Source organism: Xanthomonas sp. NCPPB 3174 (genome assembly GCF_056725205.1).
Window position 1 is genome coordinate 4252318 of sequence record NZ_CM161517.1, and the last position, 22897, is coordinate 4275214.

A 22897-nucleotide genomic window follows, 5' to 3' on the forward strand; every position below is an offset into this window, starting at 1 on the left:
CCTCGGACAACTGCGGGTCATGCCTTCGTGGGAGGCAGGCGCCGAAGAGGCGCGCACTGTAGGCAGCGCGCGGCGGCTGTAAAGCGCCGCGGTAGACACCCACGATCCAGCAGCAGGATGTGTGAGATACGTCGCACAAATCGGCCGCGGGCGGCAACGCGCCGTGGCGCCCACGCTGCGGGACAACAACGCTGTCCCACCGACAGCAGGCGACATTGCAAAGCAGCCTGCAGCCGCACCAGGACCGCGCAAAACGCGCATGGCGGACGCGGAGCAGGCGCGCGGTTCGGCATCCCGACAGCGGCAGCGGCGAGGCAAACGCGGGACGCAAGCAGGCGGCGTGGTGCGACATGCACGGAATCCGCCACCCAGGCGAAGCGGCGGCGCGCGGCGCGCGAACGCGCCTCAGGACATGCCGTCGAAGAACAGCTCGATCGCCATCACCAGCGCGTCCTCGCGGCCATTCGCGGCCGGATAGTAGCGCGGGCGCCGGCCGATCTCGTTGAAGCCTTCGCTGTGGTACAGGGCGATTGCATTGGGATTGGACGGCCGCACTTCCAGGAACACCCGGCGCGCGCCGAGATCGACGCCGTACTTGATCAGCGCGCGCAGCAGCAGCCGGCCATAACCGCGCGATTGCCGCTCCGGCGCCACGCAGACGTTGAGGATATGCGCTTCGTCGGCGGCGACGCTGATCACCCCGTAGCCGACGATCGTGCCCTCCTCCACCAGCACCCAGCCCGGGTAGCCGGCCTGCAGACAGTCGCGGAAGATGCCGCGGGTCCAGGGGAACGGATAGGCGCGGCGCTCGATCTCCATCACCGCGTCCAGATCGGCCTCGCGCAAGGCGCGCAGCGTGGCCGGCGGCGCCGACGCCGAGCCGAGCGCGCTCATCGCGGCGCCCGCTTGCGCAGCGCGCGCAGCTGCGGCCACAGCGCGCGCTTGGCCGCGGCATTGCCGCGCAGTTCGTCCAGCGGCCAGGTCGCCATCAGCGCCTGCGTGGCCGGATCGTTGGGATTGAGGCCGGAAGCGCGCAGCAAGGCGATCTGCAGGCGATCGGGCAGGCGCAGGCCGACCCGGCGCGCCCCTGCCGCAGGCGCCGCACGCGGCGCGTCCGGCTGCACCGCCGGTGCCGGGGGCGCGGATGCCCGCCGCCGCTCCGGTGCGTCGCCGGCCGGCATGGCGGCGGCATGGCCGCCACGCGGCGGCGCCGATGCCGATGGCGCGCGCTGCACCGGCGGCGCCGGCTCGGTCGCCGGCGACGGAATGGGCTCGGGCTCGACCACGGCCGCGGCATCCACGTACACGGTGTGGCCGAGCGCCTGCAGCCAGCCGACCTGCTCGGCCGACCACAACGGCGCATGCATGGACGCGGACTCGCTCATGCTGCGTCCGGCACCTTGCGCCAGCGCCGCCACAGCCACAGGCACGGCCCGGACAGTGCGTACAGCACGCCGATCGCCAGCAGCGCCCGCGCCAGGTCGATGACCAGCACCGCCAGCACGATCGGCGCCAGCACCAACATCAGGAACGGCACCCGGTCGGTGCGCGGGCCCTTCTCGCCGCTGCCCTTGAAGCTCCAGAAGCGAATGCGGCTGACCATCAGCAGTGCCGCGGTCACGGTCAGGCCCAGCGCAACATAGCGCAGCTGTTCGCCGTCCCAGCCCAGCGAGCCGTCGGCGAAGGACCACACGAAGGCCATCATCAGCCCGGCCGCGGCCGGGCTGGCCAAGCCCACGAACCAGCGCTTGTCGACCGTGCCGACCTGGGTATTGAAGCGGGCCAGGCGCAGCGCGGCGCAGGCCGCGTACAGGAACGCCGCCGACCAGCCGACCCGGCCGAGCATGCCGCCGTCGAACTTCAGCGCCGACAGCGACCAGTGGTACATCACCAGCGCCGGCGCCATGCCGAAGCTGACCAGGTCGGCCAGCGAGTCGTACTGCACGCCGAATTCGCTGCTGGTGCCGGTCAGCCGCGCCACGCGCCCGTCCAGCCCGTCCATCACCGCGGCCACGAACACCGCCACGCTGGCGTGCACGAACTGGCCGTTGGCGGCGGCGATGATGGCGTAGAAACCGGAGAACAGGCCGGCGGTGGTGAACAGGTTCGGCAGCAGGTAGATGGTGCGCGAACGGGGGGGCGGTCGGGATGGGTCCATCCCGCCAGTCTAATCGACTTGCCAGGCCCGTCGGCGGGTGCTGCAATCGGCGCTCCCGCCGCGCCCTGGAGACCGAGATGCGCGCCCTGCCCTGGTTTTGCTGCCTGTCCCTGCTCGCCGTCAGCGGCATGCTCGGCGCCACCACCCTGTACCAATGGAAGGACGCCCAGGGCGTCACCCACTATGCCGAGACCCCGCCCACCGGCGGCAAGTACCAGGTCCGCAAGGTCGACACCCGCGGCGACGCCCCGGCCGAGACGCCCGCGGCCGCCCCGGCCGAGAGCGGCCAGTGCCTGACCGCGCGCAAGAACCTGGACATCCTCAACAAGCCCGGCAAGATCACCACCGACAGCGATGGCGACGGCAAGCCGGACGGGGAACTGGACGAATCCCAGCGCGCTGCGCAGAAGGCCCTGGCCGAGGCCGCGATCAAGGCCTACTGCAGCCCGGCGGCCGCGCCCGCCAAGTAAGCCGGCCGCGCCCCAAACGCGCGGGGCCGGCCGCGGGCGATGCCCGCAGCGCCGGCAATGACTGGCAAAATGGGCGACCCGCCGTCTGCGAAGCCCCTCGATGCGCCTTTCCCAGTTCCACCTGCACACCACCAAGGAAACCCCGGCCGACGCCGAACTGGTCAGCCACCAGCTGATGCTGCGCGCGGGCATGATCCGCAAGCTCGCCTCCGGCCTGTACACCTGGTCGCCGCTGGGCCTGCGCGTGCTGCGCAAGGTGGAAGCGGTGGTGCGCGAGGAAATGAACCGCGCCGGCGCGGTGGAAGTGCTGTTCCCGACCATCCAGCCGCGCGAGCTGTGGGACGCCACCGGGCGCTGGAGCAAGTTCGGCGGGCTGATGCTGCGCATGCAGGACCGCAAGGAACAGGACTACTGCTACAGCCCGACCGCCGAAGAAGCCGCCGCCGATTTCGCGCGGCAGGAGCTGAGCAGCTACAAGCAGCTGCCGGTCAACTTCTACCAGATCCAGACCAAGTTCCGCGACGAGATCCGTCCGCGCTTCGGGGTGATGCGCGCGCGCGAATTCCTGATGAAGGACGCCTACTCGTTCCACATCAGCGACGAGGACCTGGCGCGCGAATACGAGAACATGAAGGCGGCCTACACCCGCATCTTCACCCGCCTGGGGCTGCAGTTCCGCGCGGTGCAGGCCGATTCCGGCGACATCGGCGGCGACGCCTCGCAGGAATTCCACGTGCTGGCCACCTCCGGCGAGGATTCGCTGGCGTTCTCCACCGGTTCGGACTACGCCGCCAACGTCGAAGCCGCGGTCGCCGCGGCCCCGGCACCGCGCGCCGCAGCGAGCGAGGCACTGCGCAAGGTCGCCACGCCCACCCAGAAGACCTGCGAGGCGGTGGCCGAGCTGCTCGGCCTCCCGCTGCAGCGCACGGTCAAGTCGGTGGCGGTGATGGCCGGCGAGAGCTTCGTGCTGGCGCTGGTGCGCGGCGACCACACGGTCAACGAGATCAAGTTGGGCAAGGTCGCCGGCCTGGCCGGCTACCGCATGGCCAACGAGGCCGAGATCCTTGCGCATCTGGGCAGCGAGCCTGGCTTCCTCGGCCCGCTGGGCCCGCGCCAGCCGATCCGCGTGGTCGCCGACCGCGACGTGGCGGCGCTGGCCGACTTCGTGGTCGGCGCCAACGAACGCGGCTTCCACCTGGCCGGGGTCAACTGGGGCCGCGACCTGCCGGAACCGGACGCCGTGGCCGATCTGCGCAACGTGGTCGAGGGCGAACGCGCCCACGACGGCGGCGAGATCCGCCTGGCCCGCGGCATCGAGGTCGGCCATGTATTCCAGCTCGGCCGCCAGTATGCGCAGGCGTTGGACGCCACTGTGGTGGACGAGAACGGCAAGACGGTGACGCTGGCGATGGGCTGCTACGGCATCGGCATTTCCCGCATCGTCGCCGCGGCGATCGAGCAGAACCACGACGATGCCGGCATCCGCTGGCCGCAGCCGATGGCGCCGTGGACGGTGGCGGTGTGCGTGATCAATCCCAAGCGCGATGCGTCGGTGGACGCCGCCGGCGAGGCACTGCTGGCCGAGCTGCAGCAGGCCGGGCTGGACGCGGTGCTGGACGACCGCGGCCTGCGCCCCGGCGCGATGTTCGCCGATATTGAACTGATCGGCGTGCCGCACCGGGTGGTGGTCTCGGAGCGGGGATTGGCTGCCGGCACCTTCGAATACCGTGCGCGCAGCGGCGGCGATGCCGAGCACCTGGATCGAAGCGCCTTGCTGGCACGCCTGCAGGCGTGACGAAAGGGCCGGGAGGATATCCCGGCCCTTTTTCTTTACGCCGCCGTCACGTCATATGGGCGAAACCGGAGCGGCACGTTCGCAATTGAATACGCCGGACATGGATCCATAAGGACATATTCCAACGACATTGCGACTGGAAATACTCGCAGCGAATAAGCCGGATATTTGTCAATCCGATAAAGCATCATTATGATCCTGCGCTGGCCAGGGAATGGCGGAAGCCACCACCCATTTTCCGGAGTAAAGATGACCATCGATCTCAGTGGCCTGTCGGCCAAGCAGTTGGGCGCCCTCATCAAGACCGCCAAGAAGCAGCAGTCCATCGTCGCCAAGCGCACCCCCATCGCCAAGGTCCGCACCCAACTGGCGCGCCTGGCCAAGAGTCACGGCTACAGCATCGAGGAAGTCTTCGGCGGCGCTCCCGCCGCGCGCGGCCGCAAGGCCGGCAAGCCGGGTCCGAAGCCGGGCCGCAAACTGGGCAAGGTTCCGCCGAAATACCGCAATCCCGCCAATGCCGCCGAAACCTGGACCGGCCGCGGCAAGCAGCCGCGCTGGCTGGCCGACCTGGTCGCCAAGGGCAAGAAGGTCGAGGATTTCCTGATCGCCGGCGGCGCTGCCAAATCCGCTGCTGCCCCGGCCAAGAAAACCGCCAAGAAGGCCACCAAGCGTGTTGCCAAGAAGGCCAGCAAGAGCGCCGCGCCGAAGGCCTGATGCGCCGCGACGACCGTAGCGAAAAAACGCCGGCACAACATGCCGGCGTTTTTCTTTTCAGCATTCAAAGATTCTTGCGCGCCGGTACCAACAGATTGCCGAACAACAGGCCGGCGACCAGCGCCATCACGATATTGGTCACCGTCAATAGCGCCGATTGCCCGCCGATCACGTCCTGCTGCTGGACCATCGTCAGCAGCCCGCGCAGGCTGGCGCTGCCGGGCACCAGCATGATGATGCCCGGCAGCCGGACCAGCGCGCCCGGCCGCTGCACGATGCGCCCGAACAGATTGCCGGCCGCGGTCAGCACCATCGCCGAGAGGAAGATGCCGACCGGGCTGCCCCAGGCGTCGCCAGCGAAGCGCGCGATCGCATAACCAGCCACCGAGGCGGCCATCACGAACGGATAATCGCGGCCGCTGGCCTTGAACAGCAGCGCGAACGCGTAGGCGGCCACCAGCAGCGACGCCCACTCCACCCAGCCGTGCTGCGGACGGGACGCCTGCACCATCGGCTCCAGACCGAGCAGTTGCGCCAGCGTCACCGCGATCACCGCGCCGACGGTCAGCTTGAGGATGGTGGTGACCGCGCCGGCGAAGCGCGCCGTGCCCGAGACCCAGTGCTGGCTGGTCAGTTCGTTGACCGCATTGGTCAGCGCCATACCCGGCAGCAGCACCACCAGCGAGGCGATGATCACCGTATTGAGATTCAGCGGCGCCACGAAACTGGCCACCAGGGTCGCGACGAAACCGGCCAGCAGCGCGGCCAGCGCATCGTTGGCCTCCTTGGTCGCCGGGCGCTTGTCGGTGAGCTGGGTGAGCACGCCGATCAGCAGGCCGATGGCGCTGGCGGTGGCGATGTCCAGCCACGGCAGGCGCCACAGCCCGGCCACGCCGGCCGCGGCCAGGCCGAAGCCGAGTACCTGCATCGCCATCCAGCGCCGTCCCGGCGGCTGGTCCAGCTGGCGCAGCGCGGTGTGGCCCTGGGCCACGCTCATGCGCCCGCTGGCCACGTCGTCGGCGATGCGGTCGGCGACGCTGAGCTTGTGCAGGTCGTTGTCGCCGGGCGCCAGCCGCACCACGCGGGTGATGTCGCTGGACCCGATCGCCTTGGTCGGGTCGCTGAAGCTGAGGATCAGCCCGGTCGGGTTGGACCAGGGCTCGCAGTCCAGGTCCAGTTGCTGCGACAGCGCCACCACCGCCGCCTCCAGCCGCTGCGCGGTGGTGCCGTAGGTGTGCAGTCGCCCGGCGATGTCGGAGACGAAGGCGATGCGCTGCGCGTAGGTCGCGGTGGCGGAGGGACTGACGGTGGGAGCGGCGGGCATGTCGGCTAGTATGGCGCGAACGCCGCGCCCGGCCACCCCGCCGCGGTCACCACATCTGCAACACGGGCGAAACAGGTATGCTCGCGCACCGGACGCCCCCATGATCGAACCGCAACCGCCCAAACTCAGCCAGGACGACCGAGACCCCTCGCGGGTGCGGCTGACCGGCAGTTGGACCCTGGCCACCGCCCTGGCCTCCTCGGAAGTGTTGCGCGGGATGCCGGCCGGCACCACCGGCATCGACGCCAGCGGCATCGGCCAACTGGATTCGGCCGGCGTCCTGCAACTGATGCGCTACGCCACCCGCAACGGTATCGCCCACGAGGCGCTGGATTTCCGCCAGGATCACCGTGCGCTGGTCTCGACCATCGAGGACGTGGCCGACGACCGCCCCAAGCGCAAGCGCGACTATGGTTTCGCCGCGGCGCTGGAACGCCTGGGCTACGCGGTACACCGCAACGGCAAGGAAATCGTCGCCCTGGTCGGCTTCCTCGGCGAGACCCTGGTCAAGCTGCTGCGGCTGCTGCATGCGCCGCGCCGGTTCCGCCTGACCGCCACCGTGCACCACATGGAGCAGGTCGGCCTGGACGCGGTGCCGCTGGTGGCGCTGCTGTCGTATCTGGTCGGCGCGGTGATCGCCTTCCTCGGCTCCACGATCCTGCGCGACTTCGGCGCCGAGATCTACGTGGTGGAGTTGGTCAGCATCGCCTTCCTGCGCGAGTTCGCGGTGCTGCTGACCGCGATCGTGCTGGCCGGACGCACTGCCAGCGCCTTCACCGCGCAGATCGGCGCGATGAAGGCGCGCGAAGAGGTCGACGCGATCCAGACCCTGGGCCTGGACCCGATGGACCTGCTGGTGATCCCGCGGCTGGTGGCGCTGCTGCTGATGCTGCCGCTGCTGACCTTCGTGGCGATGATCGCCGGCCTGGCCGGCGGCGTCACCGTCGGCGCCTTCGACCTGGGCATCCCGCCGCAGATGTACCTGGCGCGCATGCACGACACCATCCAGATCCGGCACATGCTGGTGGGCCTGTCCAAGGCGCCGATCTTCGCCATCGTGATCGGCCTGATCGGCTGCCTGGAGGGACTGCGCGTGGAAGGCACCGCCCAGTCCGTCGGCGAGCGCACCACCTCCAGCGTGGTGCAGACGATCTCGCTGGTGATCATCATCGACGCGATCGCCGCGCTGTGGTTCATGAACATGGGGTGGTGATGGAGCCGGGATTCGCAATTCGGGATTGGGGATTGGTTGAAGCCGGGCGCCGCGCGCCCGTGCGGGAGCTGTTGCTTTGACCAATCCCGAATCCCCAATCCCGAATCCCGAGCAAGAACTCGCCATCTCCGTCCGCGGCCTGGTCAATCGGTTCGGCAGCCAGACCGTGCACGAGGACCTGGACCTGGACGTGCGCCGTGGCGAGATCCTCGGCGTGGTCGGCGGCTCGGGCACCGGCAAGTCGGTGCTGATGCGCACCATCCTCGGCCTGCGCGACCCCGATGCCGGCAAGATCCAGGTGCTGGGCGTGGATACCGATTCCGGCCGCCGCGCCGATCGCCTGCATGTGGAGCGCAACACCGGCGTGCTGTTCCAGGACGGCGCGCTGTTTTCCTCGCTGACCGTCGGCGAGAACGTGCAGGTGCCGCTGAAGGAGCATTTCGGCGAATTGCCCGACAGCTGGCATTACGAGCTGGCGCTGTTGAAGGTGAAGCTGGCCGGCCTGCCCGCCGATGCGTTGAACAAGCTGCCCTCGCAGCTGTCCGGCGGCATGCGCAAGCGCGCCGGGCTGGCGCGCGCGCTGGCGCTGGATCCCCCCCTGTTGTTTCTGGACGAACCCACCGCCGGGCTGGACCCGATCGGTGCGGCCGCCTTCGACCGGCTGATCCGCACCCTGCAGGAAGCGCTGGGCCTGACCGTGTTCCTCATCACCCACGATCTGGACACCTTGTACGCTATCTGCGACCGCGTGGCGGTGCTGGCCGACCGCAAGGTCATCGCCAACGCGCCGCTGGCCGAGATCGAGCAAGTGGACCATCCGTGGATCCAAGAGTATTTCCACGGCCCGCGCGCACGCGCCGCGCGCGATGCCAAGACCGCCTGGACCGAGACCCCCTGAGCCCATGGAAACCAAAGCCAATTACGTGCTGATCGGCGCCTTCACCATCGTGGTGGGGATCGCGCTGCTGCTGTTCGGACTCTGGGCCGCCAAGTATTCCTCCGACCGCACCTGGCAGGAGTACCGCGTGGTGTTCCGCGAGGCGGTGACCGGCCTGTCGGTCGGCAGCCCGGTGCAGTACAACGGCATCGCGGTGGGCTCGATCACCGAGCTGACCCTGGCGCCGAACGACCCGCGCCAGGTGGTGGCGCGGATCCGGGTCAACTCGACCACGCCGATCAAGAGCGACACCCGCGCCAAGCTGGGCATCACCAGCCTGACCGGCCCGTCGATCATCCAGCTCTCCGGCGGCACCCCGGAAGCGCCGGCGCTGACCTCGATCGACAACAGCGATGCGCCGATCATCCAGACCACGCCCTCGGCGCTGCAGAACATCACCGACACCGCCAACCGCATCGTCGAGCGCCTGGACGAGGTGCTCAGCGACCGCAACGTCGCCAGCATCACCGCCACCCTGCACAACCTGGAAACCATCAGCGGCGGCCTGGCCGACCGCGACCAGGGCATGCAGTCGCTGATCGTCAGCGCGCGCGATGCCGCGCGCAACCTCGACACCACGCTCAAGACCACCAACGGCACCATCCAGCGTCTGGACCAGAATCTGGTGCAGCAGCTGCCGCCGATCCTGGACAAGCTGGAGGACACGCTGAGCAAGCTGGATTCGGCCGCCGGCAATGCCGACAAGATCCTTGGCGAGAACCGCTCGGCGATCAACAGCTTCGCCAACGACGGCCTCGGCCAGCTCGGCCCGACCCTGACCGAACTGCGCGGCCTGATCCGCGACCTGCGCCGGGTCAGCGACCGCCTGGACAACAACCCCGCGCGCTACCTGCTCGGCCGCGACGCCCCGAAGGAGTTCAAACCTAAATGAAGCCGATGCGCGCCCTCTTCCTGCTCGCCGTGCCGGCCCTGCTGCTGGCCGGCTGTTCGCTGCCCGGCGGCAGCAAGGCGCCGGTGACGATCTACGCGCCGGACGTGCGGGTGACCGCCGACCCGGCCTGGCCGCAGGTGAGCTGGCAGCTGGCGCTGACCAAGCCCAGCGCCGCGCGCGTGGTCGACAGTTCGCGCATCGCCGTACGGCCGACGCCGGACGAACTGCAGGTGTACGGCGGCGTCAGTTGGGCGCAGCCGGCCACCGACATGCTCGAGGACATGCTGCTGCGCGCGTTCGAGGATTCCGGGCGGATTCCGGGCGTGGCCCGGCTCGGCACCGGCATCCGCGCCGACTACAAGCTGCTGCTGGACCTGCGCCGTTTCGAATCGGACTACGCCGGGCGCACGGTGCCGTCGGCCACCATCGAACTCAACGCCAAGCTGCTGTACAGCGCCGACCAGCGCGTGGTCGCCTCGCGCACCTTCCTGGTGACCCAGCCCGCCGCCGGCACCGCCGAATCGCAGGTGGTCGACGCCTTCGGCCAGGCCATGTCGCAACTCGGCCACGACGTGGTCGGCTGGACCCTGCAGCAGGGCCAGGCCGACGCCGCCACCGCACTGGCGCCCAGCGTGCCGCCGCCGGCCAGCCCGAAGCCGCCGCGGCGCTGATGACTCCCCTCTCCCACCGGGAGAGGGGCCGGGGGTGAGGGTTCGGCCGCCAGGGAGCCATCTCCCCCAGATGCCTCCCTAACAACTCGTACCCTCATCCGCCCCTTCGGGGCACCTTCTCCCGGAGGGAGAAGGAATCAAGGCTTCGCTCCCCTCTCCCACCGGGAGAGGGGTCGGGGGTGAGGGTGCGGCGGCCGCAGAGTCCTCCCCAGATACCTCCCTAGCAACCCGACCCTCATCCGCCCCTTCGGGGCACCTTCTCCCGGAGGGAGAAGGGATCAAGGCTTCGCTCCCCTCTCCCACCGGGAGAGGGGCCGGGGGGTGAGGGTGCGGCCGCTAGGAACTATTTTCCCCAGACGCATCCCTAGCAACCCAACCCTCATCCGCCCCTTCGGGGCACCTTCCCCCCGAAAAGGGCGCCATGGTCCCGAAGGGAGAAGGGATCATGCGCAATGCGGCGAAACGTCAGGTTGATCCGTTCGCCGACCGGCTTGGCGGTGCGTGGCAGGGCGTGCCGGTACAGACGCTGGGTGTCGCCCGCCATCAGCAGCAGCCCGCCGGAGGTCAGTTCCAGCGCCTGGCGCAGCGCCGGCTGCTGACGATGGCGCAGCACGAAGCGACGCGTGGCCCCCAGGCTCAGCGAGGCGATCACCGGCGTCGGGCCGAGTTCGCGCTCGTCGTCGCTGTGCCAGCCCATCGCGTCGCGGCCGTCGCGGTAGCGGTTAACGAGCACGCTGTTGAATGGCACCCCGGTCTCGGCCGCCAGCCGCGCACGCAGCGGCAGCAGCGCCGCCGGCCATGGGTGCGGCGCGAAGCGGGTGCCGGAATAACGGTAGCTGGCGTCGGCGTCGCCGATCCAGCAGCTCAGCCGCGGCGAATCGACCAGCTTGCCGAACAGGCGGATGCGGTGCACCTCCCATGGCACCTCATGCAGCAACTGCACGCACAGCGCCGCGGCCACGGGCGGGTCCAGCCACTCGGGATACCAGCGCAGGTCGGCGCCGGGCAGGTCCAGTTCCATCGCGCCACGCTAGCATGCCAGCGGCCACCATACGCCAGCGTGCGGAATTTGCCCCTTCACGCGCAAACCCTGAAAATGCGGGCAGCCAGAACGAGCCAACGGGAGCGGAGCAGATGACGGGAACCGAGGGCGGCGCCAATGCGCCGGAGCCAGTGGAGCGCGACGTCATGGAATACGACGTCGTCACCGTCGGCGCGGGCCCGGCCGGGTTGGCGTTCGCGATCCGGCTCAAGCAGCTCAACCCCGACATCTCGGTCTGCGTGATCGAGAAGGCCAGCACCATCGGCGCGCACATCCTGTCCGGCGCGGTGATCGAACCGGCGCCGCTGGACGCGCTGCTGCCGGGCTGGCGCGACAACCCGCCGCCGATCTGCGTACCCGCGGCCGAGGACGAGTTCTGGTACCTGAGCAAGGACGGCGGGCACAAGTTCCCGATGGTGCCGCCGGGCATGCGCAACCACGGCAACTTCATCGTCAGCCTCGGCGCGATGTGCGCCTGGCTGGCGCCGCAGGCCGAGGCGCTGGGCGTGGAGATCTACCCGGGCTTCGCCGCCGCCGAGACCCTGCACGCCGAGGACGGCAAGGTGCTGGGCGTGCGCATCGGCGACATGGGCGTGGCCAAGGACGGATCGCACAAGCCGGGCTACACCGCCGGCATCGACATCCGCGCCAAGGTCACGGTGCTGGCCGAAGGCGCGCGCGGGCATCTGACCAAGCGCCTGATCGCGCGCTTCGCGCTCGACGCCGGGCACGATCCGCAGGCGTTCTCGATCGGCATCAAGGAGCTGTGGCAGTTGCCCGAAGGCCGGGTCAGCCCCGGCAAGATCGTGCACACCCTCGGTTGGCCGGCCGACAGCAAGACCTATGGCGGCAGCTTCCTGTACCACCTGGAGAACAACCAGGTGGCGCTGGGCTACGTCAGCGGCCTGGACTACCACGATCCCGAATACCGCCCGTGGGAGGCCTTCCAGCAGTGGAAGAACCACCCGATGATGAAGTCGCTGCTGGACGGCGGCACCATCCTCTCGGCCGGCGCGCGCGCCATCGCCAGCGGCGGCTGGCAGTCGCTGCCGAAGGTGGAGATGCCCGGCGCGCTGCTGATCGGCGACACCGCCGGCCTGCTCAACGTGCCCAAGATCAAGGGCACCCACCAGGCGATCCGCAGCGGCATGCTCGCTGCCGAACACCTCGCCGCCGGCGCCGCGCTCGATCCGGCCGGCTTCGACGCGCGCCTGCGCGGTTCGGAGGTGATGGCCGAACTGCGCCAGGTGCGCAACATCAAGCCCGGCTTCAAGAAGGGCCTGTGGTTCGGCCTGCTCAACGGCGCCTGGGAGACCCTGGTCAAGGGCGCCTCGCCATGGACGCTGAAGGTCGGCGCCGACTGGAAGAGCCTGGACCGGCTCGGCGAGCACGAGCAGCCCAAGCGCGACTACGTACAGCGCGAGCTGGCCCCGCGCGACCGCCTGCAGGGCGTGTACTTCGCCGCCACCGAGCACGACGAGGATCAGCCGGTGCACCTGCACGTGCTCGATCCGCAGATCTGCGTGACCCGCTGCACCGAGGAATACGGTAACCCCTGCACGCGCTTCTGCCCGGCGGCGGTGTACGAGATCGTCGACGACGCGGCCGGCAAGCGCCTGCAGATCAATGCCGCCAACTGCGTGCACTGCAAGACCTGCGACATCAAGGATCCCTACGCGATCATCGACTGGGTGACGCCGGAAGGCGGCTCCGGGCCGAACTACCAGAACCTGTGAGCGCAGGCCTGCCCGCGCGCCTGAAGACCGCACTGTTCCTGACGCTGCGTGCCGGCTTCCGCGCCCTGCCGCTGTCGCCGGCGCAGCGCGACCGCCTGCGCGCGCGGTTCCTGGAACGCCATGCGGACCTGGTGCCGCCACCGCCGCGCGGACAGGTGGGCGGTGGGTTCGGCGAACGCCGGCCGCGCGCGCGCGCCGACGAGCGTGCGATCGGCTACGTGCCTTCGCAGCAGGCGCCGTTGCCCGCGCCGCTGCCGGCCACCGTGGTGGCGTTCTACCTGCCGCAGTTCCATCCGATCCCGGAGAACGATGCCTGGTGGGGCGCCGGTTTCACCGAATGGCGCAACGTCACCCGCGCGCTGCCGCAATTCGAAGGACACGTGCAGCCGCGGCTGCCGGCGGACCTGGGCTTCTACGACCTGCGCAACCCGCACAGCATGCGCCAGCAGGTGGCACTGGCGAAGCAGTACGGCGTCGGCGCGTTCTGCTTCTACTTCTACTGGTTCGGCGGCAAGACCCTGCTGGAGACACCGCTGCGGCAGTGGCTGGACGACCCCACGCTGGCGCTGCCGTTCTGCCTGTGCTGGGCCAACGAACAATGGTCGCGGCGCTGGGACGGCCGCGGCGACGACGTGCTGATGGCGCAGGCGCACAGCGCGCAGGACGACCTGGACTTCATCGCGCACGTCGCCGACTACCTGCGCGACCCGCGCTGCCTGCGCGTGGACGGCCGGCCGATGCTGCTGGTGTACCGCCCGCACCTGCTGCCGGAGCCCCAGGCCACCGCCACGCGCTGGCGCGACTGGTGCCGAGAGCACGGCATCGGCGAACTGCACCTGGCCTACGTGCAGGGCTTCGAGCGGCCGGACCCGCGCGACATCGGCTTCGACGCGGCGGTCGAGTTCCCGCCGAACATGAGCAATCCACGCTCGCTGGCGGCCGACCAGCACCTGCTCAATCCCGACTACAGCGGTGCCGTGCTGGATTGGCGCGCCCTGGCCGCGGAGATCGCCGCGCGCCCGCTGCCCGACTACCTGCTGTATCCCGGCGTCAACCCGGGCTGGGACAACGAGGCGCGCCGCCCCGGTGCCGGCCGCGTCTATCTGCATGCCTCGCCGCGCGGCTACGAGGACTGGCTGCGCACCACGATCCACACGCGGCTGCAGGGCCGCCGCGCCGAGCAGCGCCTGGTCTTCGTCAACGCCTGGAACGAATGGGCCGAAGGCGCCGTGCTGGAGCCGGATGCGCGACTGGGTCATGCCTATCTCGACGCCACCCGTCGCGCGCTTGCACCGCTGCCGGCGCGCGACACGACACCGCACGCGATCATCCACGCGTGGTATCCGCAGGTGCTGCCGGAACTGCTGGCGCAACTCGCCGCGAACGCCTTGCCCTGGCGTCTGCTGGTCACCACCTCGCCCGACCAGGCCGATGCCGTGCGCGCGCACCTGCACGCGTGCGCGTTCCCGTTCGAGCTGATGGTGCTGGAGAACCGCGGCCGCGACATCCTGCCGTTCCTGCACGCGGCCGAGCGGTTGCTGCGCGACGGCGTGGACGTGGTGCTGAAACTACACACCAAGCGCAGCACCCATCTATCCAACGGCGATGCCTGGCGCAGCGAACTGGTGCAGCGCCTGGCTGGCGCCGACCGCGCCGCGCGCGTGCTGCAGGCCTTCGCCCAGGATCCTGCGCTCGGCCTGGTCGCACCCGAGGGCCATCTGCTGCCGTTGGCCGAGTTCTGGGGCGGCAACCGCGCGGGCGCCGATTATCTGCTGCGCCGCACCGGGCACAGCGACGCGCGTCTGGCGCAGGCGCAGTTCATCTCCGGCAGCATGTTCTGGGCGCGCCTGCAGGCGCTGCGGCCGCTGTTGGACAGCGGCCTGTGCCCGTCCGAATTCGAGCCCGAGCAAGGGCAACTCGACGCCACCCTGGCGCATGCGGTGGAGCGGCTGGTCGCGCCGCTGGCCGAGTGCGTCGGCTATCGCGTCGCCAGCGCCGCCGACCTGCTCGGCCAGCCGCCACCGGTGTCCGCCGACTACGCCTACGCGCAGCGCAGCACCTGAGCGGCGCTGTTCCGGCGCTTAGCCGCGTCGGAACGGCACGCCGGTCTTGGCGGCCAGTTCCGCCTCGTCCACGCCCTCGGCGGTCTCGACCAGGACCAGGCCGCTGTCGGTGACGTCGAACACGGCCAGGTCGGTGATGATGCGGTCGACCACGCCGACGCCGGTCAGCGGCAGATCGCAGGCCGGCAGGATCTTGTGGCTGCCGTCCTTGGCCACGTGTTCCATCAGCACGACCACGCGCTTGACCCCGGCCACCAGGTCCATCGCCCCGCCCATGCCCTTGACCATCTTGCCGGGCACCATCCAGTTGGCCAGGTCGCCTTTCTCGCTGACCTGCATCGCGCCGAGGATGGCCAGATCGATATGACCACCGCGGATCATCGCGAAGGAATCGTGGCTGCCGAAGTAGCTGGCGCCGGCGCGGGCGGTGACGGTCTGCTTGCCGGCGTTGATCAGGTCGGCGTCGACCTCGTCCTCGGTCGGGAACGGGCCGATGCCGAGCAGGCCGTTCTCCGACTGCAGCCACACGTCCACGCCCTCGGGAATGTGGTTGGCGACCAGGGTCGGCAGGCCGATGCCCAGGTTCACGTAGGCGCCATCGGTGAGTTCGCGGGCGGCGCGCTGCGCCATGTCGTCGCGGGTCCAGGCCATGTCAGGCGTCCTTCTGGCGCAGGGTGCGCTGTTCGATGCGTTTTTCGGGATGCGGGTTGTGCACGATGCGGTCGACGTAGATGCCGGGCAGGTGCACCTGGTCCGGATCCAGGCTGCCGGTCTCCACCACCTGCTCGACCTCGGCGATGCAGAGCTTGCCGGCCATCGCGCAGGCCGGGTTGAAGTTGCGCGCGGTCTTGCGGAACACCAGGTTGCCGGCGGCATCGGCCTTCCACGCCTTGACCAGGGCCACGTCGGCGCGCAACGCGGTCTCCAGCACATAGTGCTTGCCGTCGAACTCGCGGGTCTCCTTGCCCTCGGCCACCACCGTGCCGTAGCCGGTGGCGGTGAAGAACGCGGGGATGCCGGCACCGCCGGCGCGCAGGCGTTCGGCCAGGGTGCCCTGCGGGTTGAATTCCAGCTCCAGTTCGCCGGCCAGGTACTGGCGTTCGAACTCCTTGTTCTCGCCGACGTAGGACGAAATCATCTTGCGGATCTGCCGCGTCGCCAGCAGCTGGCCCAGGCCGAAGCCATCGACGCCGGCGTTGTTGGAGATCACCGTGAGACCGTTGACGCCGCTGTCGCGCAAGGCCGCGATCAAGGCCTCGGGAATACCGCACAGGCCGAACCCGCCGACCGCCAGGGTCTGTCCGTCCGCCACCACATCGGCCAGCGCCGTGGCCGCATCGGGGAAAAGCTTGCCGCGCCGCCCGCCCGCAGGGGTAGAGGTGTCGCCCATTCGCCAGCTCCGCATTGGAATGTAGACAGCTAGTTTAGCCGCTCGGGGACTGCGACCCCCGCCGCACCGCCGCAACGACCGATTAAGCGCCGTAACGTTACACTCGGGTTTCCCCCAACTAGGACCCTCTTCCATGTCGCTTCCCGCATTCAAGGCCTACGACATCCGCGGCCGCGTTCCCGACGAACTGAACGAGGACTTGGCGCGTCGCATCGGCGTGGCGCTGGCGGGGCAATTGGGCAGCGGCCCGGTGGTGGTCGGCCACGACGTGCGCCTGGCCAGCCAGGGGCTGCAGGACGCGCTGTCGGCCGGCCTGCGCGCCAGCGGCCGCGAGGTCATCGACATCGGCCTGTGCGGCACCGAGGAAGTGTATTTCCAGACCGACCACCTGCAGGCCGCCGGCGGCGTGATGGTCACCGCCAGCCACAACCCGATGGACTACAACGGCATGAAGCTGGTGCGCGAGAACGCGCGCCCGATCAGCTCCGACACCGGCCTGTTCGCGATCCGCGACACCGTCGCCGCCGATACCGCGCCAGCCGTTGAGCCGACCGCTGCCGAGCATCACCGCCCGGACAAGAGCGCCTACATCGAGCACCTGCTGAGCTATGTCGACCGCGCCACGCTCAAGCCGCTGAAGCTGGTGGTCAACGCCGGCAACGGCGGCGCCGGCGCCATCGTCGACCTGCTTGCGCCGCACCTGCCGTTCGAGTTCGTGCGTGTCTTCCACGAGCCGGACGGGCACTTCCCCAACGGCATTCCCAACCCGCTGCTGCCGGAGAACCGCGCCGCCACCGCCAACGCGGTCAAGCAGCACGGCGCCGACTTCGGCATCGCCTGGGACGGCGACTTCGACCGCTGCTTCTTCTTCGATGCCGACGGCCGCTTCATTGAGGGCTACTACCTGGTGGGCCTGCTGGCGCAGGCGATCCTGGCCAAGCAGCCTGGCGGCAAGGTCGTGCACGACCCGCGCCTGACCTGGAACACGATCGAGCAGGTCGAGGAGGCCGGTGGCATTCCGGTGCTGTGCAAGAGCGGTCACGCCTTCATCAAGGAGAAGATGCGCAGCGAGAACGCCGTGTACGGCGGCGAGATGAGCGCGCACCACTATTTCCGCGAATTCGCCTACGCCGACTCCGGCATGATCCCGTGGCTGCTGATCGCCGAGCTGGTGTCGCAGTCCGGCCGCTCGCTGGCCGACCTGGTCGAGGCGCGCATGCGCAAGTTCCCGTGCAGCGGCGAGATCAACTTCAAGGTCGCCGACGCCAAGGCCGCGGTGGCGCGGGTGATGGAGCACTTCGCCTCGCACGCACCGACGCTGGACTACACCGACGGCGTCAGCGCCGAATTCGCCGACTGGCGTTTCAACCTGCGCAGTTCCAACACCGAACCGCTGCTGCGCCTGAACGTGGAAACCCGCGGCGATGCGGCGCTGCTGGAGCAGCGCACCCAGGAGATCTCCGAGCTGCTGCGCGGCTGATCCCACCACCCTCCCCTAGACGCACTATGGAGTTCCCCCGCCCATGAGCGACGTCCTTCCCATCATCCTGTCCGGCGGTTCCGGCACGCGGCTGTGGCCGCTGTCGCGCGAGTCGTATCCGAAACAGTTCCTGCCGCTGGTCGGCGAGCAGAGCATGCTGCAGGCCACCTGGCAGCGCGCGGCACCCGTGGCCGCGCACGCGCCGATCGTGGTCGCCAACGAGGAGCACCGCTTCGTCGCGGCCGAGCAGTTGCAGCAGATCGGCGTGAAGCCGCATGCGATCCTGCTCGAACCCAAGGGCCGCAACACCGCGCCGGCGATCGCCGTGGCGGCGCTGGAGGCCTCGCGCGATGGCGCCGACCCGCTGTTGCTGGTCCTGCCCTCCGACCACGTGATCGGCGACGAAGCCGCCTTCCAGGCCGCGGTGCGCGTGGCCGCCGTCGCGGCCGAACAAGGCAAGCTGGTGACGTTCGGAATCAAGCCGACCGCACCGGAAACCGGCTACGGCTACATCAAGGCCGCCGCCGGCGACGGCGCGCACGCGGTCGAGCGTTTCGTCGAAAAGCCCGACCTGGCGACCGCGAAAAGCTACCTGGCCTCTGGCGAGTACTACTGGAACAGCGGCATGTTCCTGTTCCGCGCCTCGCGCTACCTGGAGGAACTGCGCAAGTTCCAGCCCGCCATCGCCGAGGCCTGCACCAAGGCCTGGCAATCGGCCAAGCGCGATGCCGACTTCACCCGTCTGGACAAGGAGGCCTTCGCCGCCAGTCCCTCCGATTCCATCGACTACGCGGTGATGGAAAAGACCGCCGACGCGGTGGTGGTGCCGCTGGACGCGAAGTGGAGCGACGTCGGCTCGTGGTCTGCGCTGTTGGACGTATCGCCGCAGGACGCCAACGGCAACGCCCACCACGGCGACGTGATCGAGATCGATTGCCGCAACACCTACGCCTACGGCTCGCGCCTGATCGCGATGGTGGGCCTGCAGGACGTGGTGGTGGTGGAGACCGACGACGCGGTCCTGGTCGGCCATCGCGAACGCATCCAGGAAGTGAAGGACATCGTCGGCAGGATCAAGGCCGACGGGCGTTCCGAAGCCACCTGGCACCGCAAGGTGTACCGCCCGTGGGGCGCCTACGACTCGATCGACAACGGCCAGCGGTTCCAGGTCAAGCGCATCACGGTCAAGCCCGGCGCCACGCTGAGCCTGCAGATGCATCACCACCGTGCCGAGCACTGGATCGTGGTCAGCGGCACCGCCGAGGTCACCCGTGGCGACGAGGTGCTGCTGCTCACCGAGAACCAGAGCACCTACATCCCGCTCGGCGTGACGCATCGTTTGAAGAACCCGGGCAAGCTGCCGCTGGAGCTGATCGAAGTGCAGTCGGGCAGCTATCTGGGCGAAGACGACATCGTGCGCTTCGAGGACACCTACGGTCGCACCTGAGTTCGGCGCACGCCGCAAACGCAAAGAGCCGGGCAGTGCCCGGCTCTTTGTTTTTCGGCTACTTGGTTTAACGTGTGCGGCGGTCAGGCGGCCGGCGCTGCCGCGGCGAGTTCGCCGATGACCTGGCGCAGACCATCGCGCCACTGTGGCAGTTCCAGCGCGAAATCGCGCTGCAGGCGCGACACGTCCAGGCGCGAATACGCCGGGCGCTTGGCCGGGGTCGGATACTCCGCCGTGGTGATCGGCAGCACGCGTGGCGCGCGCGGCAACAGGCCCGCGGCCACCGCCTCGGCGAAGATCGCCTCGGCGAAACCGTGCCAGGTGGTCTCGCCGGCCGCGGTCAGGTGCCAGGTGCCGGACGGCAGGGTCGCGCGCTGTGCCAGCACGCGCGCGGTGACATCGGCGATCAGCGCCGCCGGCGTCGGCGTGCCGACCTGGTCGGCGACCACCTTGAGTTCGTCGCGGTCGGCGCCGACCCGCAACATGGTGCGCAGGAAATTGTGCCCGTGCGCGGCGTACACCCAGGCAGTGCGGAAGATCAGGTGCTGCGCCCCGGAGGCGCGGATCGCCTCTTCGCCAGCGAGCTTGGTGGCGCCATACACGCCCAGCGGCGCGGTCGGCGCGTCCTCCGGATAAGGCTGCGTGCCCTGGCCATCGAACACATAATCGGTGGAGTAATGCACCAGCGGCACGCCGTGCGCCGCGCACCAGGCGGCGATCGCCGCCGGCGATTCGGCATTGGCGCGGCGCGCCGCTTCGGCGTCCTGCTCGGCGCGATCGACCGCAGTGTAGGCAGCGGCATTGACCACCGCCGTCGGCCGCAGCCGATCCAGCAATTCGCCCAACGTCTGCGGCTGGTCGAAATCGGCGCGCTCGCAGGCGCTGCCGTCGGGCAACTGGCCGCTGCGCGTGGTCGCAACCACCGGCCCCTGCCCGGCCAGCGCGCGCAGCAGTTCCTGCCCGACCTGGCCGTTGCCGCCGAAGACCAGCACGCTCATGGCTGGTAGACCGGCAGGCGCTCGACCGGGATATCGGCCAGGAACGGCGCAACCGCGTCCTTGGCCGACAGCACCGGCTCGGAGATCGGCCAGTCCACGCCGATCGCGGCATCGTCCCAGCGCACGCCGGCGTCGGCTTCCTTGACGTACACGTCGGTGCACAGATAGCTGAACACCGCACGCTCCGACAACACGGCAAACCCGTGCGCGAAACCTTCCGGAATCCAGAACTGCTTCTTGTTCTCCGCGCTCAGCACCACCGCGGCCCAGCGGCCGAAGTGCGGCGAGCCATGACGGATGTCGACGGCGACGTCGTACACCTCGCCCTCCAGCACGCTGACCAGCTTGCCCTGCGGCCGCGGCCACTGGTAGTGCAGACCACGCAGCACGCCCTTGGCCGAGGTGGAGACATTGCTCTGCACGAACTTGGTCGGCAAGCCGTGTTCACCGAAGCGCTCGGCGTTCCAGGTCTCGAAGAAATAGCCACGCGCGTCGCCGAACACTGCCGGCTCGATCACCACGCAGCCAGGCAGATGGGTTTCAATCACTTTCACGGAACGGATCCTCGTACAGCCAGCTCATGCAGGTAGGTGCCATAGGCGTTCTTGCGCAGCGGAGCGGCAAGTGTCTCCAGCTGCGCCGCGTCGATCCATCCTTGCCCGAAGGCGATCTCTTCCGGGCAGCACACCTGCAGGCCCTGCCGCGACTGGATGGTCTCGATGAAATTGGAGGCCTCGTGCAGCGACTGGTGGGTGCCGGTGTCCAGCCACGCGTAACCGCGGCCCAGCGCTTCCAGGTGCAACTGGCCCGCTTCCAGGTAACGGCGGTTGAGATCGGTGATCTCCAGTTCACCGCGCGGCGAGGGCTTCAGCTCCGCCGCATGATCGCTGGCCTGGCCATCGTAGAAATACAGGCCGGTGACCGCATAGTTGGAGCGCGGCTTGGCCGGCTTCTCCTCGATGTCGATGACCTTGCCGGAGGCGTCGAACTCGGCCACGCCGTAGCGCTCGGGGTCGTTGACCCAGTAGCCGAACACGGTGGCCCCCTGTTCCCGCGCATCGGCGCGGCGCAGGGTCTCGGTCAGGCCATGGCCGTGGAAGATGTTGTCGCCCAGCACCAGGCAGCTCGGCTTGCCGGCGACGAAGTCGCGGCCGATCAGGTAGGCCTGGGCCAACCCGTCCGGGCTCGGCTGCACGGCGTATTGGATGTCCATGCCCCACTGTGCGCCATCGCCCAGCAACGCCTGGAACAGCGCCTGCTCGTGCGGGGTGTTGATGATCAGCACCTCGCGGATGCCGGCCAGCATCAGCACGCTGAGCGGGTAGTAGATCATCGGCTTGTCGTACACCGGCAGCAGCTGCTTGCTGACGCCCTTGGTGATCGGGTACAGCCGCGTGCCGGAGCCGCCAGCGAGGATGATGCCCTTGCGTTGTGTCATGAGGTCTTTCCTGGTGAAGCCCGCACCTGCGTGGGCGGACTCTTGCGAGGGACGCGGGTTATGCCGCAGTGCCGATCCGTTCCAGCCGGTAGCTGCCGTCGAGCACGCCCTGCACCCAGTCCTGGTGGCTCAGGTACCAGTCCACGGTGAGCGCGATGCCCTGTTCGAAGGTGTATTGCGGTTCCCAGCCCAGTTCGTTCTTCAGCTTCGACGCATCGATCGCGTAGCGGCGGTCGTGGCCGGGCCGGTCGGCGACGTAGGTGATCTGGCTGGCGCGCGGCTTGCCGTCCTCGCGCGGACGCCGCGCGTCCAGCAGCGCGCAGATCGCCTGCACCACCTCGATGTTCTGCTTCTCCGAGTTGCCGCCGACGTTGTAGGTCTCGCCCACCTTGCCCTTGGCCAGCACGGTGCGGATCGCCTCGCAGTGGTCGCCGACGAACAGCCAGTCGCGCACCTGCTTGCCATCGCCGTACACCGGCAGCGGCTCGCCGGCCAGCGCCTTGGCGATCACCAGCGGAATGAGCTTTTCCGGGAAGTGGTATGGGCCGTAGTTGTTGGAGCAGTTGGTGGTCAGCACCGGCAGGCCGTAGGTGTGGTGGAACGCGCGCACCAGGTGGTCGGACGCGGCCTTGGACGCCGAATACGGCGAATTGGGCGCATACGGCGTGGTTTCGCTGAACTTGCCGGTCTCGCCGAGCGTGCCGTAGACCTCGTCGGTGGACACGTGCAGGAAGCGGAACGCGTCGCGGCGGCCGTCCGGCAGCGCCTTCCAGTGATCGCGCACCGACTCCAGCAGGCCGAGGGTGCCGACCACATTGGTCTGGATGAAGGCGCCGGGGCCATCGATCGAGCGGTCCACGTGGCTTTCGGCGGCGAAATTGACCACCGCGTCGGGCTGGTGCTCGGCGAGCAGGCGGCTGACCAGGTCGCGGTCGCCGATGTCCCCGTGCACGAACACGTGATCGGGGTTGCCCTCCAGCGACGCCAGCGTGTTCAGGTTCCCGGCATAGGTGAGTGCGTCCAGGTTGATCACGCGTACGCCGCGCGCCACTGCCTCGAGCACGAAATTGCCGCCGATGAAACCGGCACCGCCGGTCACGAGCCAAGTCGCCACTGTGTATCTCTCCTG

Annotated in this window: 22 protein-coding genes; 11 read left to right on the forward strand and 11 right to left on the reverse strand. The window is 69.2% G+C overall.

What is annotated here, in order from left to right:
• Positions 1-405: 405 nt before the first annotated feature.
• Genes rimI through pssA form a run of 3 tightly spaced genes read right to left on the reverse strand, consistent with a single transcriptional unit; the run spans position 406 to position 2158 of the window.
• Positions 406-894, reverse strand: a complete 489-nt coding sequence (gene rimI / locus AC1PK7_RS18250; protein ID WP_010343574.1) for a ribosomal protein S18-alanine N-acetyltransferase — start codon at positions 892-894, stop codon at positions 406-408.
• Positions 891-1367 (reverse strand): alanine acetyltransferase, encoded by a 477-nt coding sequence (locus AC1PK7_RS18255; RefSeq protein WP_420010259.1) that lies wholly within the window; start codon positions 1365-1367, stop codon positions 891-893. The genes rimI and AC1PK7_RS18255 overlap by 4 nt, the downstream gene beginning before the upstream one ends.
• A 14-nt stretch (positions 1368-1381) precedes the next feature.
• Positions 1382-2158 carry a CDP-diacylglycerol--serine O-phosphatidyltransferase gene (gene pssA / locus AC1PK7_RS18260; RefSeq protein WP_010340188.1) on the reverse strand — a complete coding sequence of 259 codons (777 nt, stop codon included), beginning with the start codon at positions 2156-2158 and terminating at the stop codon, positions 1382-1384.
• Positions 2159-2235: 77 nt separating this feature from the next.
• On the opposite strand from pssA, the gene AC1PK7_RS18265 reads away from it, so the two are divergent.
• The 3 genes from AC1PK7_RS18265 (at position 2236) to AC1PK7_RS18275 (ending at position 5137) form a co-directional block, all read left to right on the forward strand.
• Positions 2236-2628, forward strand: a complete 393-nt coding sequence (locus AC1PK7_RS18265) for a DUF4124 domain-containing protein (RefSeq protein ID WP_481099052.1) — start codon at positions 2236-2238, stop codon at positions 2626-2628.
• A 100-nt stretch (positions 2629-2728) separates the two neighbouring features.
• Entirely contained in the window at positions 2729-4423 is a 1695-nt protein-coding gene (locus AC1PK7_RS18270) for a proline--tRNA ligase (RefSeq protein WP_481099053.1), read from the forward strand.
• A 249-nt stretch (positions 4424-4672) separates the two neighbouring features.
• Positions 4673-5137, forward strand: coding sequence for an H-NS histone family protein (locus AC1PK7_RS18275; protein WP_420007960.1), 465 nt, complete (start codon positions 4673-4675; stop codon positions 5135-5137).
• A gap of 64 nt (positions 5138-5201) precedes the next feature.
• Here AC1PK7_RS18275 and AC1PK7_RS18280 read toward each other — a convergent pair whose 3' ends face one another.
• On the reverse strand, positions 5202-6461 hold the full coding sequence (locus AC1PK7_RS18280) for a threonine/serine exporter family protein (protein ID WP_371183117.1): 1260 nt from the start codon (positions 6459-6461) through the stop codon (positions 5202-5204).
• A gap of 100 nt (positions 6462-6561) precedes the next feature.
• Here AC1PK7_RS18280 and AC1PK7_RS18285 point away from each other — a divergent pair, with 100 nt between their 5' ends.
• From AC1PK7_RS18285 to AC1PK7_RS18300, 4 genes are all read left to right on the forward strand, one after another.
• On the forward strand, positions 6562-7674 hold the full coding sequence (locus AC1PK7_RS18285; RefSeq protein ID WP_010340194.1) for an ABC transporter permease: 1113 nt from the start codon (positions 6562-6564) through the stop codon (positions 7672-7674).
• Between the two features lie 76 nt (positions 7675-7750).
• Positions 7751-8572 carry an ABC transporter ATP-binding protein gene (locus AC1PK7_RS18290; RefSeq protein WP_481099054.1) on the forward strand — a complete coding sequence of 274 codons (822 nt, stop codon included), beginning with the start codon at positions 7751-7753 and terminating at the stop codon, positions 8570-8572.
• A 4-nt stretch (positions 8573-8576) separates the two neighbouring features.
• The gene (locus tag AC1PK7_RS18295; RefSeq protein WP_010340196.1) at positions 8577-9503 is read left to right on the forward strand and encodes an MlaD family protein; all 927 of its coding nucleotides are present in this window, start codon (positions 8577-8579) and stop codon (positions 9501-9503) included.
• Positions 9500-10174, forward strand: a complete 675-nt coding sequence (locus tag AC1PK7_RS18300; RefSeq protein WP_420007961.1) for an ABC-type transport auxiliary lipoprotein family protein — start codon at positions 9500-9502, stop codon at positions 10172-10174. The genes AC1PK7_RS18295 and AC1PK7_RS18300 overlap by 4 nt, the downstream gene beginning before the upstream one ends.
• Before the next feature lie 379 nt (positions 10175-10553).
• Here the strand turns inward: AC1PK7_RS18300 and AC1PK7_RS18305 are convergent, their stop codons facing one another.
• Positions 10554-11195 carry an alpha-ketoglutarate-dependent dioxygenase AlkB family protein gene (locus AC1PK7_RS18305; RefSeq protein WP_481099055.1) on the reverse strand — a complete coding sequence of 214 codons (642 nt, stop codon included), beginning with the start codon at positions 11193-11195 and terminating at the stop codon, positions 10554-10556.
• 113 nt (positions 11196-11308) lie between these two features.
• Between AC1PK7_RS18305 and AC1PK7_RS18310 the strand changes: the two genes are divergently transcribed.
• Both AC1PK7_RS18310 and AC1PK7_RS18315 read left to right on the forward strand, forming a co-directional pair.
• Positions 11309-12952 (forward strand): electron transfer flavoprotein-ubiquinone oxidoreductase, encoded by a 1644-nt coding sequence (locus AC1PK7_RS18310; RefSeq protein WP_481099056.1) that lies wholly within the window; start codon positions 11309-11311, stop codon positions 12950-12952.
• Positions 12949-15015: a glycoside hydrolase family 99-like domain-containing protein gene (locus tag AC1PK7_RS18315; RefSeq protein WP_481099057.1), complete on the forward strand. Its 2067-nt coding sequence runs from the start codon at positions 12949-12951 to the stop codon at positions 15013-15015. Before AC1PK7_RS18310 ends, AC1PK7_RS18315 begins: the two co-directional genes overlap by 4 nt.
• Positions 15016-15033: 18 nt before the next feature.
• Here AC1PK7_RS18315 and AC1PK7_RS18320 read toward each other — a convergent pair whose 3' ends face one another.
• Both AC1PK7_RS18320 and AC1PK7_RS18325 read right to left on the reverse strand, forming a co-directional pair.
• Positions 15034-15666, reverse strand: coding sequence for a CoA transferase subunit B (locus AC1PK7_RS18320; RefSeq protein ID WP_267118823.1), 633 nt, complete (start codon positions 15664-15666; stop codon positions 15034-15036).
• Between the two features lies 1 nt (position 15667).
• Positions 15668-16405 (reverse strand): CoA transferase subunit A, encoded by a 738-nt coding sequence (locus tag AC1PK7_RS18325; protein WP_010340202.1) that lies wholly within the window; start codon positions 16403-16405, stop codon positions 15668-15670.
• Between the two features lie 133 nt (positions 16406-16538).
• Here AC1PK7_RS18325 and AC1PK7_RS18330 point away from each other — a divergent pair, with 133 nt between their 5' ends.
• Both AC1PK7_RS18330 and AC1PK7_RS18335 read left to right on the forward strand, forming a co-directional pair.
• Positions 16539-17885 carry a phosphohexomutase domain-containing protein gene (locus AC1PK7_RS18330; protein WP_209230768.1) on the forward strand — a complete coding sequence of 449 codons (1347 nt, stop codon included), beginning with the start codon at positions 16539-16541 and terminating at the stop codon, positions 17883-17885.
• 43 nt (positions 17886-17928) lie between these two features.
• Positions 17929-19332, forward strand: coding sequence for a mannose-1-phosphate guanylyltransferase/mannose-6-phosphate isomerase (locus tag AC1PK7_RS18335; protein ID WP_420007965.1), 1404 nt, complete (start codon positions 17929-17931; stop codon positions 19330-19332).
• A gap of 83 nt (positions 19333-19415) precedes the next feature.
• On the opposite strand, the gene rfbD is transcribed toward AC1PK7_RS18335, so the two are convergent.
• The 4 genes from rfbD to rfbB are packed head-to-tail and all read right to left on the reverse strand — an operon-like array spanning position 19416 to position 22882.
• Positions 19416-20330, reverse strand: a complete 915-nt coding sequence (gene rfbD / locus AC1PK7_RS18340; protein ID WP_420007966.1) for a dTDP-4-dehydrorhamnose reductase — start codon at positions 20328-20330, stop codon at positions 19416-19418.
• The gene (gene rfbC, locus AC1PK7_RS18345) at positions 20327-20884 is read right to left on the reverse strand and encodes a dTDP-4-dehydrorhamnose 3,5-epimerase (protein WP_420007967.1); all 558 of its coding nucleotides are present in this window, start codon (positions 20882-20884) and stop codon (positions 20327-20329) included. Before rfbC ends, rfbD begins: the two co-directional genes overlap by 4 nt.
• The gene (gene rfbA / locus AC1PK7_RS18350; protein ID WP_481099058.1) at positions 20881-21768 is read right to left on the reverse strand and encodes a glucose-1-phosphate thymidylyltransferase RfbA; all 888 of its coding nucleotides are present in this window, start codon (positions 21766-21768) and stop codon (positions 20881-20883) included. Before rfbA ends, rfbC begins: the two co-directional genes overlap by 4 nt.
• Before the next feature lie 58 nt (positions 21769-21826).
• Positions 21827-22882 carry a dTDP-glucose 4,6-dehydratase gene (gene rfbB / locus AC1PK7_RS18355; RefSeq protein WP_481099059.1) on the reverse strand — a complete coding sequence of 352 codons (1056 nt, stop codon included), beginning with the start codon at positions 22880-22882 and terminating at the stop codon, positions 21827-21829.
• Positions 22883-22897 lie beyond the last annotated feature (15 nt).